Genomic DNA, 19,062 nt, shown 5'->3' on the forward strand with positions numbered 1-19,062 from the left:
GAATGAGCAATGGCAACTGTATTGCCTTGTTCATAATATATAAAAGATGCAAAACACGATGCATTAAGAAGGATAAGCGCTTTTAACCTAAATAAAAACCACTTAAACACCCGTAATATCTTCCAAAATGCCAATTAAAACAACACCAAACACTTTTTATATGCTACGTAAAAGTACAGTAATAGATTGAACCAAAATAGGAACTCAGCTATGGTTTGTTTATCAATAAAAATAAATAAAAACGAATTAATCTACAGGCTCGTTATATCAATATTCAAGGAGTATTATGAACTATCAAGAAAAGCTTAAAGTTAATAGGTTTAGAAAGTCTTCAATTGAGGGGCGATCTTTCAATGACGAGATGGAAAGCGATCGAGGTAGATCTATAAACTCCGCTGCGGTTAGGCGTTTACAGCAAAAAACTCAAGTATTCCCACTAGAAGCAAATGCAGCGGTTAGAAGCCGATTAACACATTCATTAGAAGTACAACAAGTTGGTCGTTATATAAGTAAACTCATCCTAAAAAAGCTTAATGATCAAGGTATGGAAACTAATGAATACTCAGAGGGCTTTGTGAGTGCAGTTGAAGTTGCCTGTTTATTGCATGACATTGGAAACCCTCCCTTTGGGCACTTTGGAGAGGAAGCAATCAATTTGTGGACAGAATCGTTTTTGTCTGGAGTTATTCATGATTTATATAGTGATGAGAACGACTGTGAAAAATTAATTAAAGATCTGTGTAACTTTGAAGGTAATGCTCAAGGCATAAGGTTGCTTCATCACATTCAAGAATTGAACTTGACCTATACACAGTTGGCTTGCTTAATTAAATATACGCGCTCTGCTTATGAGGATAAACCAAACGAAGATACTCCAGAAGGAAAACGATCTCAGTATAGAAAAAAGAAGCCTGGTTATTATTTTTCTGAAGAATATTTATACAAAAAAATACAAGATAAATTATCTATAAGCAGTGGCTGTCGCTTCCCTTTAACATATATTATGGAAGCCGCTGATGATATTTCTTACTGTATTGCAGACGTAGAGGATGCTGTGGATAAAGGTATTCTGTCGATAGAAAAGTTACACTCAGAAATTACGAGAATATGGAATTCTTTTCGAGGAAACGAAGGGGTCAAGGATTCAGTAGTCGATGAAGGTTACTTGCTCAATATTGCAGATATCGCAATGAAGAAAGCTGTTAAAGAAAAATTTAATAGTAGTCATGTATATACATTAACTTTAAGAACAATTTTAGTTAATGATTTATCAAAATATGCAGCAAATCGCTATGTCGAAAATCATGAATCAGCTTTTAATGGAACATTAGATGAATCCCTACTAGATGGTTCTGATAAATATAACTTAGCTACGGAAACACTAAGATACCTTTCTGTAGATAATGTTTTTAACCACAGTGAAGTAGAAAATTTAGAGCTTAAAGGGTATGCAGTTATATCTGGTTTATTAAAGATATACTCCCCATTGATGACGCTTACATATGAAAATTTTAAAGATTTGATTGAAAAAAACAGATTGAAGAATAAGCCAATTGAAACTCGACTCTTTCATAAGCTATCGAGTAAGCATAAAGCAACTTACTTAGCATCTGTTTGTACTTTACATGATCAAAGTGAGTTAACGAATGCAGATAAACTCCATGAACTTTATTATCGTTCAAGACTTCTTATAGATTACATAAGTGGAATGACCGATGGTTTTGCTCTTGAAGAGTATCAAAATCTTAGCGCATCTACGTAAATTGATATAACAACACGCCCTGAGGTGGACAGCAAGCACTAAAGCTCACTTTCCACCGCAAATTTTAACAGCGGTGATCCCTTACTTTTCAATGCGGTTAAGTAAGTTAATTGAAAAGTAAGGGCGTATGTGTTTTCCAGCACCTAAATAGTATTCGTGTCCACTTAAACGTCAATGATTTGATGATGGTATTATGGGGCTTTCCTTTTGCCATTAGCTTTATTGTTGGTTATTTCATGTAAATTAATTCGGTATCACCAACATAAGCTTTGAATCTTCCCCATCGGTTAATATAACTATATTTTCCTCAGTTGTTACAAACACATCTCTTAGTCGTCCTGCGGTCTCTAGGAATATGTGAGACTTCGTAAACTCACCATTAGCCAGATTAATTTACAATTGGAGTGGCTGTCTAGTTTAATGCGAGCTTTGATATCACGCGTAAACATTCAACAATCGATTGTACCCAGTTAGAAACCCGGCTATGGTTTGTTTATCAAGATAAATAAACCAGTTAATTTACAGGTTCGTTATGTCTCTCGGAGGTTTTATCGCTCTATGAATGTTTTTCTAATAATTGCAGGTACATTAAGTGCTGTTGTAGCAACTTTGCATTTAGGTTGTATCTATTTTGGAGGTTCTTGGTATCGGTTCTTCGGTGCAGGAGAGCAAATGGCATTACTTTCTGAGCAAGGAAGTATTCAACCAACTCTTATTACTAGTGTAATTGTTCTGATCCTATCAACTTGGTCATTGTATGCATTTTCAGCCGCAGGTGTGATTTTTAAACTTCCATTCATTCGCCTAGCTCTTGTACTAATAACTTTTATTTATTTAGCCCGCGGTGTTGCTGGATTTTTTTTAATAAATAACCCTATGGGGCGTTCGCCTGAGTTTTGGGTTTGGAGTTCTATTATTTGTTTATTTTTTGGTATTGTTCACTTTGTTGGTTTAAAACAACAATGGGCAAGCTTGTGAGTAAAGTGTAATCTAATAAAGAATCAAACAAGGGCTATTACACTTGGCTTTTAGTAAAGCATTATATTTATAGTAAACTACTTCTCGCCAATAATTAACGGAACAAGGAATATTAAAATGGATAAAATGTCAGTTCACATAACCCCTAAACCTTTAGAAACTTACCCGCAAAAACAAACTTTAAAGGTGGTAGCTGATGGCGTAACCGAAAAAGCGACTATGCACAAAGCAGCGGACCAAAGTGACCAAGTGGATATATCTGAAGAAGGAAAAGAAAAAAGTCTGGAAGATCAAAATCGAGAGGCGTTACGTAAATTATCAGGCAATGAAGATGTAAGCCAGGCATCGCAATCTGAAGAAGACCCACTTGATGAACAGATTGCTGAAATACAAGAAAAGATAGAAAAACTACTACAGGAAACTGCATTATTACGCAGTAAAGAAGATGAAGAGTCACAAGCTAAAGTGAAGGTGCTAGAAGCCGAAATTACAGGGCTTAACACTCAACTGATTGAGTTATTGAAACAGCAATTAGAATCGGGTAAATAACAAGCACAGTAAGTATATGCTAAGGTAATTGGAGACAAGAACGTTATTAATAACATAATAAAGACGCTCATCTTAATTTTAAAACTAAAGGGGTTAACCCCTGATCTTACTAATCAAATTACTTAATTAACCAAAGTGGCTTATTGAAAGCCGCTACTTACTTTAAAAGCGCAGCGGCTCTTATCCCCTTTGTAAATTAATTTGATGTCATCAACATTAGCTTTGCCTCTTTACCATCGGTTAATACCGCAACATTACCTTCAGCTGTTACAAACACATCCCGTAATCTACCTGTCGCCTCTGGGAATACGTGAGTTTGCGTAAATTCACCATTGGCCAGATTAACGCTGTACAGCTTTTTATCGACTAGTGTTGTGATTAGTACATGTTGTTGCAATGAAGGATAAGCGGCATGTTTAGAGCCGTAATACGCCATGCCTGATGGCGCTATTGATGGCGTCCAATTAACACTTGGTTTTTGCATGCCTTTATATTCGGTAAATGGTGAAATACGCGCTTGCGAGTAATCTTTACCGTAGGTGATTACCGGCCATCCGTAATTAGTGCCAGCGGTTAAGTAGTTTAGCTCGTCACCGCCTGCAGGGCCGTGTTCGTTGCTAACAATTTGCTGCGTATCGTAATCATAAACTAAGCCTTGAGGGTTACGGTGACCAAGTGAGTAAACAGCATGTGCATTTTGGTTTTCGTGATTAATAAATGGATTATCTTTTGGGATGGTGCCATCTAGGTTTATACGTAATATTTTACCAAGTTGGCTGGTGATAACCTGTGCTTGCTCTCTAAAATCAAACCCATCGCCTGTTGAAACTAATAACGTATTGTCGGGTAGGACAAGGGCGCGTCCTGCGTAATGTTGCGGTGTGTTTTTATCAGTCGCTACTTTATAAATAACGTTAGGCTTTGAAAAGTCAGTGCCATTAAACGTGGCTTTGGCAACAACAAGCCTGTTTGCGCTTGCATCACCTTGGGCATAAGTAAAAATAACTTCTTTTGAGTCGTTATAATCTGGTGATAATACAATGTCGAGTAAACCACCTTGGCCTGCAACGTATAAACCTGTTAGGTTTAATTTTACTCTTGATTGCACGTTGTTTTTAACTATAACTATGTGGCCATCACGCTCTGTAATTAACCATGTGCCGTTTGGTAGTTTAACCATGCTCCACGGAGACTGCAGATGCGTAGCCAGTGTTTTTGTACTGTATTGCTCCTTTGGTAATGCGGCTTGTGCATTAACAGAAAACGAAAAAAGCGAAAGCAGAGTAAAAATAGAGATACATTGTTTACCGGGCAAGCCTTTGCTAGCATGACTAGTATAAGAGAAAAGCTTTATTTTAAGTTGAGATAACCATGTCGTTTTTAACACGTATGTTGCCTTCATTTTTAGTTTCTTGGTTACTTACATTCACACTTGCTAGCTTGTTTCATAGCCAATACGTTGTCAATGAATTAGTTAATGTAGGTGTAGTGGTGGGCTTTAGTGATCGGGTTAGTTTAACGCTTGATGATTGGCTAGGCCTATTACCTACCTACGGGGCTATTATTGCTGTGGCACTTGCCATCGCTTTTTTTGCTACAACAAAGCTTAATAAAAAGGTTCAAAAATACAGTACTCAGCTATTTGTTATTGCTGGCATTGTGGCATTTGCTATTGTGTTAATTGCCATTGAATCAATTATGAATATTCATATTATAGCGGGCGCAAGAGGCTGGGGTTTTTATGCTCAACTGCTTGCAGGCGCGGTAGGTGGTTTTGCGTTTTCGCAATTATTTAAGGCAGCTAAAATACAAAAAGCGTGTTGATGTGTGAATATAAGTACGGTTGATACGTTATTTGATGATTAACAAATAAAGGCTGCTGTTTATTGTAAACAGCGGCCTTTAAATATGATTTTTAGAGTTTAATTAAAAAATTAAACTAATTAGTTTGTAGCTACTTAGCCCAAAAATTAGGATTAAAACGGGTAGGGTGACTAGGTTTAAAGCCAAAGAGTTAGTGTAGTTTCCCATAACCCCTTTTTGATTAACCAGCCATACAAGGTAGGTGCTAACAATAGGGAGTAATAACCCGTTAGCCGCTTGTGCGAATATAATCACCGCTACTGGGTCTAAACCTAATGAGGCCACCGCAGCACCAAACAATAAAATAACAATAGCAACGCCTTTAAAGCGTAAGTTACCCATATCGTTTGACCAACCTAACATGCCGCATACGGCGTAAGCACCGGCAAGTGGCGCTGTAATAGCGCTTGTTAAACCTGCAGCAAATAAACCAATAGCAAAAAAGTAATGAGCGGCGTCGCCAAGCAATGGCTCTAGCTGTACGGCCATGTTGGCCGCACTAATTTGCCCTGCATCTGTGCCATAAAAGGCAACTGATGCAGTAGATAAAATAGCTAACGTGATGACACCGCCTAAAGTGATTGATAGGCCTGTATCAACATTTGTTTCTTTAATCATTTTTTGCATATCGCTGCTACTGTCGTGTCTGGCAGCGAGCACGCCGGAGTGTAAAAATAAGTTGTACGGCACAATGGTCGTACCGACTAATGCCAATATAGTTGTAATAGAACCTTCAGGCATACTAGGGATAAAACCAGCAAATACATCAGCGAGCGAAGGGGCAGCCATTACAAGTGTTGAGATAAACACTAAACTCATTAAAATAACGAGTAAAATTAGCGCGTTTTCAACCACTTTATGTTTGCCGCTATACAGTAAAGCAGCACTTAACAAAGCAATAAGTGGTGTCCATAGTTGGGAGTTAATTTGAGGGAATATTTCAATTAACCCCATGCTAGCGCCACTTAAGTTACCCGCTTCATAAGCTGCACTGCCTACGCCAATGGCGCTAATAACTAAAAATATCGCCAAGGATTTAAATAAAGGCGTTTGAATATTAGCTCTAAGAGCTTGTGCTAAATCTTGCCCGGTAGTAACGCCAAGGCGCGCCGCCATGGATTGTAATAATATAGTGGCAATTACTGAAAACAGTAACGTCCATATAAGTGCAAAACCAAAGTTTGCACCTGCCACGCTGGCGGTAGTAATGGTCCCTGGTCCAATGAAGGCAGCGGTGACGAGTAGTCCTGGTCCTAATCGCATAATTGACCTTAATAGTGCTATTGCATGTTGCTATTTAAAGTTACATCTAACGTTTAAAACTGATATTTATACGCGATGCCTGTTGTGTTATTGCTGCCACTTAGATTAAGTGCCCTGCAGCGATGTCGCCTCTTGGCTGGTTCTTTTTTACCAGCATATGCTAAAAAAGGTCGCGTAGGATACAAATTTATATATAAATTTAAAGGGGATACAATGCGTTTGCATGAATTTTAAACGAATAAGTGGTGCGAGTAGAGGTTACACGCGAAGTCTCAAAATTTAGTTAATGCTTACCGCATAAAAAAGTACAATATTTTATGCAGTAAATCACAAGAGAATGTATAAGCGACGCAAGTTAAATGACAGATGCCGATATTGCTATTAATAACAATATCAATGCATTTACTTTATTAGTGCTTTGATTGCTTCTAAGCCTTTTTTTAGTGTACTTGCATCGGTAGCATAGTTAATACGAATACACTCGTGTTTGTGTGGCCAGCTGTCGTCAATGCCGATAAAAAAGTTGTGACCAGGGATCACATACACGTCTTGCTCTTTAAGCTTTTGATATAACACCTCGCTTGTCATTTTTGCGTCTTTAAACCACAGCCACATAAAAAATGCGCCTTCAACTTTGTGCAAATAAACAGGCAATTCGGCAAACACTTCATCAAACAACTCAATCGCTATGTGTGCTTTATTACGATAAAAGGGCAGTACAACATTACGACACAGTGGGAGTAGTTCGTTGTCGTTAATTAAGCGTGTCACTAAGCTTGGACCAATACTATTTGGCGATAACACCATGCTGCCATTTACGCGGCCAATTGCTTTAATAATCTCATTGTTTGCAACCACAATACCGCTGCGTAAACCCGGTAGGCCAAGTTTTGAAAGTGACATACATAATATAATATTTGAGTTCCACGTTAGGTTTGCATCGGTGTAAATACAACCTGGGAACGGATCGCCGTACGCGTTATCAATAATGAGTGGAATGCCATATTGCTTAGCGAGCAAATCAAGGTGTTTTACTTCATCGTCAGTAATTACATTACCCGTTGGATTGGTAGGGCGTGATACGCACAGTGCGCTTATGCTGCTGTCATTTGCTAGTACTTTTTCAACTGCTTTAAAATCAATGACGTATTTAAACTGTTTTGATGCACTACCTGTATTTAAAATTTCGATATCAGGCTTTATGGCAACAAACATATCAGCCGATAAACCTTGATCGGCATAACCTATGTACTCTGGCGCAAGGGGGAATAAAATCTTTTTATGGCTGCCGCCCGGCATTTCGCCTGCCAACATATTAAACAGCACAAAAAAGTTAGCTTGGCTGCCATTACCAAGTGCTATGTTATCGGCGTTAATATCCCATGCATACTCTTTACTTAGCTGGCCTGCTAATGCAGCCCTAAACTCGTCGTTACCCGTTGGGCCGTCGTAAAGGCCAAATACTTGCGATACCTTATTACTGGCAACGAGTTTTTGTAATTCACTTAAAAAAACTTCATTTACTTGTGGTACTAATGCGGGATTACCGCCACCCAGCATAACAATATTAGGATTGTTGCTGTTTTTAGCACCGCCTAAATCTTCCATTAACTGAGTAATGCCGTTGGGTTGTGTAAATTTAGTGCCAAAGTTTGAGTAGTTCATAATGCATAGCGTTTGTTAGTAATGGGGGGGCAGTATAGCGTAAATAAAGGGCTTAAATTCGATGATGAGAATAATTCAATGCTTAGCTTTGTAGTTGGCTATGACAATAAAATTTCTATAAAACAAAGGCTAAGTTAAGATTTTTTAACGCCGTATAAAAACTCTTCGCCACAGTCCATATACAAATCAAATTTGGTCATAACTTTGGTAAACATGGGGGCGTGCAAAAATTCGTTTAACCAGGCGCGCACATGCGTGTATTCACTTTGCAAGTACCAGTGTTTATCTACACGGGCAAACTGTCTAATAAATGGTAGCAGGGCATAATCGGCAAGGCTTTTTTCATTGCCCATTAAGTATTTATGCGTGGTTAGTTTTGCTTCAAATTGCTTAATAAACTCTTCGCAGGCTTTTTGGTAATAAATTTGTGCCATGTCTTTTGTGCGCGCATAAAATTTGTACTTTTCGAGCACTGGTTTAAATTGTGTGTCGTTTAACTTAATTAATTCAAGCATGCGCTCAAGTGCTAATGGGTTTTGAGTATGCAGTAAATTATGCGGGTCATTTTGCTTTAATGCCCAGAGCATAATGTCTAGGCTTTCATCTATAACTTGGCCATTAGGTAATAATAAAACAGGCACCGTGCCTTTTGGTGATATTTCCAAAAGATGCGGTGGCTTATTTTTAGTTTTTATAGCGCGTAGGAGCACGTGTTGCTCTGCCATTAAAATACCCATTCGTGCACGCATTGCGTATGGGCAGTGTTGTAATGAATATAATAATGGCAATGTCATGTTTACTTACCTTAGCTATTTAAGCCTTCAACATATTGCTGACGTGTTTTTACTTTTACCATGTGATTTAACTGATCGGCCGCGTGTGTTTGCCCACTAATTAAATCTTGGAAGTGTGCAAGTAACACGGTTTTATCTAGCTTTTCTTTATCGCCTGAGCCAATGTCGGTTAAATCAATCATAAACTCATCAAACTTGTCAGCGTAATCGGTCACAATATCCATATTTAAAAATTGCTCATGGTTATAAATGCTCGGGTAGCCGCCTTTTTGTTTATCAATGGCAAAGCTAATGCCTTTAACATTGGTAACGGTTGTTTCTTTTTTACAGCTCAGCATACAGCTTGCGTCAATACGTGGTTTTTTACAGCCTACGGTTTGCTGGAAAAAACATTGTCGGCTGGTCATCATTAGTATTGGATGATAAATGCTGTACATCATTTTAAATTTGTTAGGGCGTTTAATACTACGCATTTGCTGTTTGTTAATCTCGTTTGAAATAAACGCGCCTTTAGCATTTAAATCCTCTTGTAGCGTTAATAATGCATAAGAGTTTGTGGTGTTTAATAACGGGCCTGCAATCCAGTCAATACCCATTTGCACTGCTTTGTATGCCACGCCGGTGTTATTACTAATAATAAGTTTAGGTTTTACAACCTCGAGTAAACGTACAGCTTCTTCAAAATCTTTACCAATTAGTACCGCTGGAAACCATGGAATTAACTGCGGATGCTCTAAAAATACATTTATGTATTTATCGTTATCGGTTCTAAAGCTCTCAGGTAATTTAAAGTAAACGTCACCATCTGTTAAATTACACAAGTGAGCGTCTTTTATGTCCGATATTAAAATAGAAAGTGTAGTTATATTTTCGGCTTTTTCGTGATTCACTAGTTTAGGTAATTCAACTTGCGCTATAACGTCTTTCCCTTCGTTTAATAAAAAAGCGACTTGCTTTTTAATACGCGCTAGCTCTTTAAACGGAATGCTTAAGTTGTCGCCGAGGTTTGTGTAATCCATATTTTTAATTTCAAAATTGGCATTACTAAACGTTTTAAAGCGCTTATCAATGGCAGCAATATCAACAACTGATTTGTCGGCTATTTGCATAGGCATTTGCGATTGAACTTCAAAGCGTAGAGGCTCTTTTGCGTTTTTATTTGAAAGGGTAATATCGTTTTTATCTTCAATAATTATGTTTACAGTGAATGGCTGATTTAATTGCCCTGTAAATTCTAATGAAAGCTCGCGCTTTGAAATATCTAAAAACTCAATTTTCTTTTTAACTAACGAATCAATTTCACTTTTTTGGGTAGAAAGCTCTTGTTGCGCATCGTAAATTTGCACTACCGAAATCGCGTTGTTTTTTTCGTTAGCGTGATCAAAGCTATGGTCGCGTGGATTGTCGGTAAACATGCTTTTGGTCATGTCGCCGGTTAAAAACTTATTAGTAAAGTTACGGTTAAACACTTTATATAAGCTTGAATCGTCTTCAATTAAGTTACCGGTTTGTACAAAGGTATCTATTTGTTTGCGCCAGCTATCAATAACCGTATGTACGTAGTTAGCGCCTTTAATTCGGCCTTCTACTTTTAACGAATCAACGCCTGCGGCTACCAGCTCTGGTAGGTCAAAATAAGCTGAGTTATCTTTTAAGTTTAATGGGTGTTTGTTACCCATTGCCGTTGGCTCATATTCATCACGACATGCTTGCGAGCAGCGACCACGGTTACCCGAGTTACCTACACTTACTGAGCTTGAATAACATTGCCCTGAAAACGCAATACATAATGCGCCATGTACAAACACTTCGGTTAGTACGTCGCATTTGTGCGCTACGTCGGTCAATATTTTAATTTCAGTTAAGTTAAGCTCGCGCGATAAATTTACACGCGTAGCGCCAATGCGCGCTAAAAACTCAACTTGCGATTCGTTATGCGTAGTTAACTGCGTTGATGCGTGAATATGCAAAGTAGGAAAGTGTTTTTTAACAATGTTGAACAACCCTAAATCTTGCACAATAATGCCATCAAGAGTTGTATTTACTAGCTGATTTAACAGCTTAAATAGCGCACCCATTTCGTGCTCTAATATTACCACGTTAAGCGTTAAAAAAATCTCACAGCCGTATTCGTGGGCTAAGCGAAGTGCGCCGTTAAGTTCATCAAACGAAAGATTAGACGCTCGGTTACGTGCATTAAAGGTATCTAACCCACAATAAACCGCATTAGCACCGGCTACAATGGCGGCTTTTACCGCGTTTACATCACCGCCAGGGGCTAATAGTTCAATCTTTCTACTCATGACAACTTCACTTCGCTCATATTTAATTGCCGCGAATTTTATCTGGTTAAGCACGTTAATGCTATTTATTGAGGGATATAATAAGTAGTAAAATAAAAGAGTGTATAAAATTACAATTAAGCTGGCTGATTTATTACGTAAACATGTAATAAAATGATAGTTTATAAGCAAGCTAGACTTTCAACTTTACTTAGGCGATACCCATCAGCAATCAATATATTAAACAGTTAGATACAGATTTAAATATTCAAGAATCTGTTATTACTAATACCCATCTAAAAATAGCCACATTTAACCTGTTTAATTACCTTGAGCCACCCAATGCATACTATGAGTTTGAGAAAATTTATACCGCGCAGCAGTGGGCTAAAAAGCAGCGTTGGATTACTGATTACTTAACAGAACATGCGCCTGATGTGATTGGTTTTCAGGAAGTGTTTAGTATTGATTCGTTAAAAGAGCTAGTTGCTGATCAAGGCTATAACTACTTTGCAGTAGTTGATACGCCAGAGGTAATTGATGATTTTATTTATAGACGCCCCGTCGTAGCGATTGCCTCTAAATATCCCATAGTTGAAGTAGCAGCGGTTGAACACGATAGTGAGCTTGCAAGTACGCTTGGCCTTAATAGTGAGTTTACTTTTAGTCGTAAGGTATTAAGAGCGACCGTTACTTTACCGCACATAGGCAATACTGATTGTTATGTGGTGCACTTTAAATCTAAGCGCTCAATGATTGAAGTTGATGAACACAATAAAGAGCTTGCACCTGAGCAAAACATAATTAAGATTTTAAAAGCGAATGTAGCGGGCGGGTGGGGCTCAACTATTCAGCGTGGCAGTGAAGCCACATTACTAATGATACAAATGATTACTCGCCGTGAAGCTACGCAGCAACCCATGCTATTAATGGGGGACTTTAATAATGAACTTGCGGATGGCGTATTAAGCCATTTACTCACAAATACATTACGCTTTGCTCCTGCGTTTGACGCTAAAACCTACCTTGCTAAATATTGTTTAAATGATTCATGGGATCTGTTTATTAAGTCGCAGCTAAGTATTGATGAGGTTTCTAGCGATGAAGCAATAACAAACGATGTACAAAGCGATTGTGATAGTAGTAACAGCGAGATTGCTGATTCAGCGGATAAAAGCCAAGTAAAAAATATAAACCTAACAAAGCCAGCACTGTTAAGGGCGCCAACACATTACTACGGCGCAAGCAGCTCTGTGCTTGATTACATTTTATTGTCGTGTGAGTTTGACGCTAGTTACGATGACAGCTTTTTTGAAGTCAGTAATTATAACACTTACGATAGGCACTTAATAAATCCCGAGTATGAACGTGATGATTTAACTACCGACCACGGTGTTGTATTGGTTACCCTTAAACTAAGAAGCTAGGTTTTCTCATCTAATAACTTACAGCGCACGATTAAGCTAAAAAAAGAATTAAGTTGCGATATGCATAATTATGCTAAAATCATAAATTAGCAATTACTCATATTGCAGCGAAACTTGACCTGCAGTCTTTATGTGTATATTTTATCGCCAGAATTTTTGCATTAAATTAATAACAAATCACTAAAATGGTAAATATGGAATTTTACACTCACTCGTATCACACGCGAAAGATGGACTTAATTTCGCAAGTACACTGTTTATTCGTAAATCGAATTTATAATTCTAAATTTTTAGTAAAAGCTTTGCTTTGTGCTTTGTTTATTAGCTTAAGCAGCGCTTACGCGCAAGAAACTACCTCATACAGTTTGATCAACGAATCCAGCGAAGGGCTACTAAAAAGAGCCGAATTACTTATGGATACTGACGTCATAACAAGTATCGAACTTAGTAAAGAATTGTTGTCACAAGCGCAGAGTGCCGATGACACATTACTCAGTGCAAAGTTGCATAACTTGTTAGGTAAAGCGAATAAAAAAAATAATAATATTAATGAATCGCTTCATCACTATTCACAATCCTCTGTTTATTACAGCAAGTTAAATGATGCTAATAACCAAATAAAAGCCTCTATTAATTATATAAAAATATTATTAGATGAAAAACGATATGACGAACTTGCTTCAAGCATTGAAACTTTGTTACCTACAACACTTGTGTATGGCGATGAGTTTTTTATAGCGCAAGTACTTCTTACTAAAGGGGATTCGTTTTATGACCAAAAAAAATATATTGATGCAAACGCACAATACTCATCTGCTTTAAAGTATCTCGTTGATGAGGATGAATCTGTACAAAAAAAGTTAGGTGAAACATATAAAAAATTAGCTCAGTCGTATAAACGGCTTAAAAATAGAGAGCAAACGGCTTATTTTTATACCAAAGCTTTAGGGGTATACACCAATTTAGGTGATTTAAAGTTGATGGCGCGCACATTAAATACACTAGCAGAAGCGCAGCGCTATTTAGATAATTTAGTTTTAGCCCTTGATTACTCCACTCGCGCATTAGAAATACATAAAAAAATTGACGACCCTGTTGGCTTTGCTAAAGCATTATTAGGTGCGGGTATTATTTATCGTCATATTAACCTTTACGAAAAATCACTCGAGCATGTAAATAAGGCATATTTATATTATAAAAAAGTAAATAACGTGCTTGGGATTGCTAAAACATCGAATCAAATGGGACTGCTATATACGCGATTAAAGCAATTTGATCAGGCCGAGCTTTTTTATCAAATAACCATTGATTTACCAGAAGGTATGGTTGAGGAAAAAACGCTGGCAACGGCTTTGAGAGAGATGGCTGTTATTAACTATGAATCTGGCGACTTAGATTCGGCGATGAAATTTGCACAAAAAGCTTACGTAACTTATAAAGCTGAAAACCTTAAGTCTTACATTTCCATAACGTCGCGGATTATTGCTAATATTTATCGCGCTCATGGGGATAAAAATAAGGCTATTGAGTATTATAAAGAGTCATTATCGGTCGCGAGAGTAACGGGTAATAAACTTTATGAAATAAAGTCGCTAACAGCGTTAGCCGCGATTTTAATTGGAATTGATACAAATGAGGCGATTATCTTACTTAAAAGATCACTCGCTTTATCAACGCAGTTAGATGATAAGTTACATATGCTATACGCTTATCGTGAAATTCGAATAGCCGAAAAGCTGCGTGGGCGCATAGACGAGTCACTTCGTTACGCGGAAGAAGAAATAGCCCTGACCGAAATTCTTCAAAACGAAAGAGACGAAAATAAGCTTGCTCTTGAAAAAGCACATTTGCATTCTCACAAGATGGAAACAGAGCTGGAGACCTTGAGAGAAAAAGAAAAACTCCATCAACTTGAGCTTGAAAAGAAAAACAATGAAATTGAAATATCTGACCAAGCTAGGGTTATATCAGAGCTAGAGCTTGCAAAAAACAAATATGCGAGTATTGCGCTCGCATTTTTATTAGCTGCTTGTTTAGCTATTGTTTTACTGGTTTATAGAAGTTTTATTGCTTCTAAAAAACGTAATGAAGAGTTGGACTATTTGGCTGCAAGAGATCCTTTGACCAATTGTTATAACCGTCGCATTTTATTTGAGGTTATGAATCGTGACTTTTTGAATTTACCTCAGATTGAAGAATATTGTATTTTAATGGTCGATATCGATCATTTTAAAAGTGTTAATGATACTTATGGGCATAGCATTGGCGACACTGTACTTTGTGGCGTTGCTGAGCTGTTACAAGCCAATATACGTAAAAGTGATCGTGTTGCTCGTTTTGGTGGCGAAGAGTTTTGTATTATTTTACCCAATACAACTCAAGAGCAAGCAATTCGGATTGCTGAGGCAATTCGAATTAAAGTAGAAGAAGCAATCTTTGATGAGATTCCTGTTACGTGTAGTTTTGGGGTTACCTCAATCAAATTTAAAGCCAGAACTCCTTCTGAGTTAATTGAGCAAGCTGATTTAGCTCTTTATGAAGCTAAGTCTTTGGGTCGTAACCAAGTTGTATTATGGGATGCTTCGTTTGAAGAATTTAAGCTTTTTAGATCGGAGTAAACCCAACTGTATATGGCTCAGTTTTGATTTCATTTTTAAAATCATAACAAGTAAATTTTATACAACGCTGTGAGTTACTTACATATGTGATTGGGCTGAAAAAATTAATCCTTCAAATATCAAGGTATTAACTTTGGCTTTGATATTGCTCCCCTAACTAAGTTAAAAAACAAAACAGGGAACTTAACAATGACAGAAGTTGCACTTTCGGCCTATTTGGCATTTTACCTCTATTTAATTATGTTGCTTGTACAGTGGGCGGTCGCTACGTTTAGCAAAGCTAAAGAGCCTAATGCTGTACCAGGTAAAATTAGCGATGATTTATCGCACGACAGCTTTATTTTTAGAGCACATCGTACATTTCATAATACGCTTGAAAACAGCGCGTTATTTATAGGTACTGTTTTATTTGCGTTTGTAATTAATTTACAGAGCCCTATTTTTGCAATGTGTGTTTGGGTGTACTTAATTGCGCGCTTAATCCATATGGTGCTGTACTATGCTATCGCAACAGAGAAAAACCCAAGCCCACGTAGTTACTTCTTTTTAATAGGGGTGCTTGCTAATGTGTTTATGCTGATAATGATAGGGTTAAGACTAATCTCTTAATTTATTAAAAAAGTTATAAACTCTATTTATAACTTTAAACAAAAAAGCGAAGAGCCTTTAAGGCATCTTCGCTTTTTTGTTTAGGTAGCAGCAGAATATAAACCACGTCTACAGTAAGGCAATATTAATGGCTAATCGACGCCTATAAACCCACCTGTTTGATGTGTCCATAGAGCTGCGTAAATTCCACCTTTAGCGATTAGTTCTTCATGAGTGCCTTGCTCAACTACGCCGCCATCATCAAGTACAATTAATCTATCCATTTGTGCAATGGTTGAGAGCCTATGCGCTATCGCGATGACTGTTTTGCCTGTCATTAAATCATCAAGGCTTGCCTGAATTGCTGCCTCTACTTCTGAGTCGAGTGCGCTGGTGGCTTCGTCGAGTATAAGTATGGGTGCATTTTTAAGTAGCACACGTGCAATAGCAATACGCTGACGCTGTCCGCCCGAAAGAGTAACGCCGCGCTCGCCTACTTGTGCGTCAAAGCCTTTGTTACCTTTGCTATCTACTAAGTCATTTATAAACTCAAGTGCTTTAGCTTGTTTAGTAGCGATTATCATCTCAGCTTGCGTTGCATCAGGGCGACCGTACAAAATGTTGTCTTTTACTGAGCGATGTAGCAGGGACGTATCTTGTGTAACCATCGCTATATAACGACGTAGGCTTTCTTGGCTTACATCTGTGATGTTTTGACCATCAATTTTTATTGTGCCAGAGTCGGTATCGTAAAAACGCAGTAGTAAGTTAACAAGTGTTGACTTACCTGCACCAGAGCGACCGACTAAACCTATTTTTTCGCCAGGTTTAATATTTAAGTTTAAACCATTCATTACTGGGCTGCGATTAGTCTCGTTTGCAGCTTTTCCGTAGTTAAAGTGTACGTTGTTAAACTCAATGGCACCTTGGCTTACGTTAAGTGTATCGGCATTTGGTTTATCGGCAACTTCAATAGGGTTAGAAAATGTTTTCATACCATCGGCTACGGTGCCAATGTTTTCGAATAAGCTGCTTATTTCCCACATGATCCACTGCGCCATACCGTTTAACCTAAGCGCTAAACTAACAGCCACTGCAATAGCACCTGCGCTAATTGCGCTAAGTGACCATAGGTAAAGCGAGACCGCAGCCACCGAAAATACCAATAGGTAATTTAAGCTTTGAATAACAAAGTTTAAGCTGGTGACCAAGCGCATTTGTTTGTACACCGGCTGTAAAAAAACATCCATGCTTTGTTTTGCGTATTGCTCTTCACGTTGGGTATACGAAAACAGCTTAATAGTAGAAATATTTGTGTAGCTATCAACAATTCGACCGGTCATTTCTGAGCGAGCATCTGCTTGTGAGCTGGCAATTTTTTTAAGGCGCGGTACAAAGTAAAGCTGCACGAAAATGTATAAAACTAACCAAACCAGTAGCGGAATCATTAACCGCCAATCAGCTTCGGCCACTAAAAACACCATAGAGCCAAAGTAAACCACTATGTACATTAATACATCGAGTAGCTTTGTAACGGTTTCGCGAACGGCTAAAGAGGTTTGTAATACTTTAGTGGCTATTCTTCCTGCAAATTCATTTTGATAAAAGCTAACACTTTGACGCAGTAAATAACGATGCGCTAACCAGCGAATCGACATGGGATAATTGCCTAGTAATGCTTGGTGCAAAATAGCAGAATGAAAAAATACAACAACGGGCAGCACAACTAATAGCATAACAGCCATTTTGATAAGTGCAGGCTTTTGCTCTACAAACAAGGTTTCGGGTGTGTAGGCGGTTAACCAATCCACAAGTTGGCCCATGTAGCTAAATAAAGAAACCTCTAAAATAGCGAGCATGGCGGCGCTGATTGACATTAGCAGCAGCGAGAGCTCCATTCCTTTGGTGTAGTGACGGCAAAAAGCAAATAAAGTAGAAGGCGGCTGAGTGGGTTGGTCCTCAGGAAATGCTTTTGTCATTTTTTCAAATAATCGATACATTTTAAAAACTTAAATGGCAAATAATGATGCGTATCATACCATTTAAGTATTTTTAAATGCAGGTTTGTAAGGTATTAATTGTGAATATACTAGAGCATTATTTATATAAACCTATGTCAAAAAGAGCATCAAAAAAGCACTTTACTTACTTTTATAGCATTGGGTTATTTAGGTTTTTGCCTTTGCTCATGTATAAATCGTCATATCTGAGGCCACCATTTCCGTAAGGCTTTTTAATCGGGCCTGTATTACAGTTTGCTAAAAAGTATATAAGAGGTTGTTCGCGCTTCATTCTAAATTGTGCATTTTTATACACCAGTGTTTGCTTGCTAAATTCACCGCCTTTTACGTAAACATCGTATTGCTGACCTTGCTTTGAGGCTGCTGCGTTATTAACAACATACCACACATCGTACCATGTATTTGTTTGCAGTGGCTTGGCCGATTGTTTGGTAGTGTAGTTTTGAATGTTGCTATACCCATTGCCGGTTTTAACCATTAATGCGCCATCGTTTACAAGCCCGTTTGATTCTGTTTTATCGGTTACGCGAAGTGTAGGCTCAAACGCATCGTACGCATGTTTATTAATTAGCTCTGGCATGAGGTTGCTTAATCCAAAAGCATGGTTATTAGGGAAAGCAGCCACGTTTATACGTATATAAAATGTGTAGGTTTGACCAACTTCAACCGCTTGTGGAAGCTTTGTATAAGAAAGCGCTTTGCGATTGCCAACAATGCCATCGCGTGCAGGCTTTTTTAGTAAATAATGATTTGTAGATGTAGATGTAGATGTAGATGTAGATGTAGATGTAGATGTAGATGTAGATGCTTGTTCTGGTTGTATAACCGTTATTTGTGGGTTTTTAACCTGTGGTTTAGTTTCATTTTGCGTATCGACACTCTGCCAGTCGCTAAGAGAGTTTTCAAAATTATCAATAAGCAGCCAATCGCTCGATGTACTTTTTTGAATGGTTGAACATGCTGATAGCGTGCTAAACAAACATAGAATTAAAATGTGTTTGGAAGACATAATTGGCTCTCGTAATATTATTGATATTTGGTTAACCAATTTAAATTTTGGCTATAGTTTTTATTGAGAGTTATATAACCAATTTAATGTTTTTATGTCAATCATTAAAGCAATACGTAATGGCGTGGGAACTGCGAAGATATAAAAATTATTATTCCATTCAAAAAATTAACCAGTAAACTTATCCATTAAATCAACTCAGCAAATTTCAGCTGAGTTTAAAATAATTTAATAGTTAGGATG

Annotated in this window: 14 protein-coding genes; 7 read left to right on the forward strand and 7 right to left on the reverse strand. The window is 37.8% G+C overall.

Translation table 11 applies throughout. The annotated features are described in order from the left end of the window. Positions 1-286 precede the first annotated feature (286 nt). The 3 genes from dgt to BW142_RS08295 all read left to right on the forward strand — a co-directional run bounded on the left by dgt (position 287) and on the right by BW142_RS08295 (position 3,289). Positions 287-1,762 carry a dGTPase gene (dgt, locus tag BW142_RS08285; RefSeq protein WP_076924550.1) on the forward strand — a complete coding sequence of 492 codons (1,476 nt, stop codon included), beginning with the start codon at positions 287-289 and terminating at the stop codon, positions 1,760-1,762. A gap of 558 nt (positions 1,763-2,320) precedes the next feature. Next, positions 2,321-2,740, forward strand: a complete 420-nt coding sequence (locus tag BW142_RS08290) for a hypothetical protein (RefSeq protein WP_076924551.1) — start codon at positions 2,321-2,323, stop codon at positions 2,738-2,740. Positions 2,741-2,866: 126 nt separating this feature from the next. Beyond that, complete coding sequence (locus tag BW142_RS08295; protein WP_253188809.1) at positions 2,867-3,289, forward strand: hypothetical protein; 423 nt, start codon at positions 2,867-2,869, stop codon at positions 3,287-3,289. A gap of 196 nt (positions 3,290-3,485) precedes the next feature. Here BW142_RS08295 and BW142_RS08300 read toward each other — a convergent pair whose 3' ends face one another. Continuing rightward, positions 3,486-4,676 carry a PQQ-dependent sugar dehydrogenase gene (locus BW142_RS08300; RefSeq protein ID WP_076924553.1) on the reverse strand — a complete coding sequence of 397 codons (1,191 nt, stop codon included), beginning with the start codon at positions 4,674-4,676 and terminating at the stop codon, positions 3,486-3,488. On the opposite strand from BW142_RS08300, the gene BW142_RS08305 reads away from it, so the two are divergent. Continuing rightward, on the forward strand, positions 4,661-5,113 hold the full coding sequence (locus BW142_RS08305) for a hypothetical protein (RefSeq protein WP_076924554.1): 453 nt from the start codon (positions 4,661-4,663) through the stop codon (positions 5,111-5,113). The genes BW142_RS08300 and BW142_RS08305 overlap by 16 nt on opposite strands. 102 nt (positions 5,114-5,215) lie before the next feature. Here the strand turns inward: BW142_RS08305 and BW142_RS08310 are convergent, their stop codons facing one another. The 4 genes from BW142_RS08310 to BW142_RS08325 all read right to left on the reverse strand — a co-directional run bounded on the left by BW142_RS08310 (position 5,216) and on the right by BW142_RS08325 (position 11,177). Beyond that, positions 5,216-6,415 carry an Nramp family divalent metal transporter gene (locus BW142_RS08310; protein ID WP_076924555.1) on the reverse strand — a complete coding sequence of 400 codons (1,200 nt, stop codon included), beginning with the start codon at positions 6,413-6,415 and terminating at the stop codon, positions 5,216-5,218. Between the two features lie 402 nt (positions 6,416-6,817). After that, positions 6,818-8,080, reverse strand: coding sequence for a valine--pyruvate transaminase (locus BW142_RS08315; protein ID WP_076924556.1), 1,263 nt, complete (start codon positions 8,078-8,080; stop codon positions 6,818-6,820). Between the two features lie 134 nt (positions 8,081-8,214). After that, complete coding sequence (locus BW142_RS08320; protein WP_076924557.1) at positions 8,215-8,874, reverse strand: glutathione S-transferase; 660 nt, start codon at positions 8,872-8,874, stop codon at positions 8,215-8,217. 11 nt (positions 8,875-8,885) lie between these two features. Continuing rightward, positions 8,886-11,177 (reverse strand): peptidase U32 family protein, encoded by a 2,292-nt coding sequence (locus BW142_RS08325; protein WP_076924654.1) that lies wholly within the window; start codon positions 11,175-11,177, stop codon positions 8,886-8,888. A 296-nt stretch (positions 11,178-11,473) separates the two neighbouring features. Between BW142_RS08325 and BW142_RS08330 the strand changes: the two genes are divergently transcribed. The 3 genes from BW142_RS08330 to BW142_RS08340 all read left to right on the forward strand — a co-directional run bounded on the left by BW142_RS08330 (position 11,474) and on the right by BW142_RS08340 (position 15,810). After that, positions 11,474-12,583, forward strand: a complete 1,110-nt coding sequence (locus BW142_RS08330) for an endonuclease/exonuclease/phosphatase family protein (RefSeq protein WP_076924558.1) — start codon at positions 11,474-11,476, stop codon at positions 12,581-12,583. A gap of 413 nt (positions 12,584-12,996) precedes the next feature. Further along, on the forward strand, positions 12,997-15,201 hold the full coding sequence (locus BW142_RS08335; RefSeq protein WP_253188810.1) for a tetratricopeptide repeat-containing diguanylate cyclase: 2,205 nt from the start codon (positions 12,997-12,999) through the stop codon (positions 15,199-15,201). A gap of 189 nt (positions 15,202-15,390) precedes the next feature. Then, entirely contained in the window at positions 15,391-15,810 is a 420-nt protein-coding gene (locus BW142_RS08340; RefSeq protein ID WP_076924560.1) for an MAPEG family protein, read from the forward strand. A 131-nt stretch (positions 15,811-15,941) separates the two neighbouring features. Here the strand turns inward: BW142_RS08340 and BW142_RS08345 are convergent, their stop codons facing one another. Both BW142_RS08345 and BW142_RS08350 read right to left on the reverse strand, forming a co-directional pair. After that, the gene (locus BW142_RS08345; protein ID WP_076924561.1) at positions 15,942-17,789 is read right to left on the reverse strand and encodes an ABC transporter ATP-binding protein; all 1,848 of its coding nucleotides are present in this window, start codon (positions 17,787-17,789) and stop codon (positions 15,942-15,944) included. A 151-nt stretch (positions 17,790-17,940) separates the two neighbouring features. Beyond that, positions 17,941-18,819: a hypothetical protein gene (locus BW142_RS08350; protein ID WP_076924562.1), complete on the reverse strand. Its 879-nt coding sequence runs from the start codon at positions 18,817-18,819 to the stop codon at positions 17,941-17,943. Positions 18,820-19,062 lie beyond the last annotated feature (243 nt).

Origin of the sequence: Pseudoalteromonas sp. EB27, from assembly GCF_001974875.1 — a bacterium.
GTDB lineage: Bacteria > Pseudomonadota > Gammaproteobacteria > Enterobacterales > Alteromonadaceae > Pseudoalteromonas.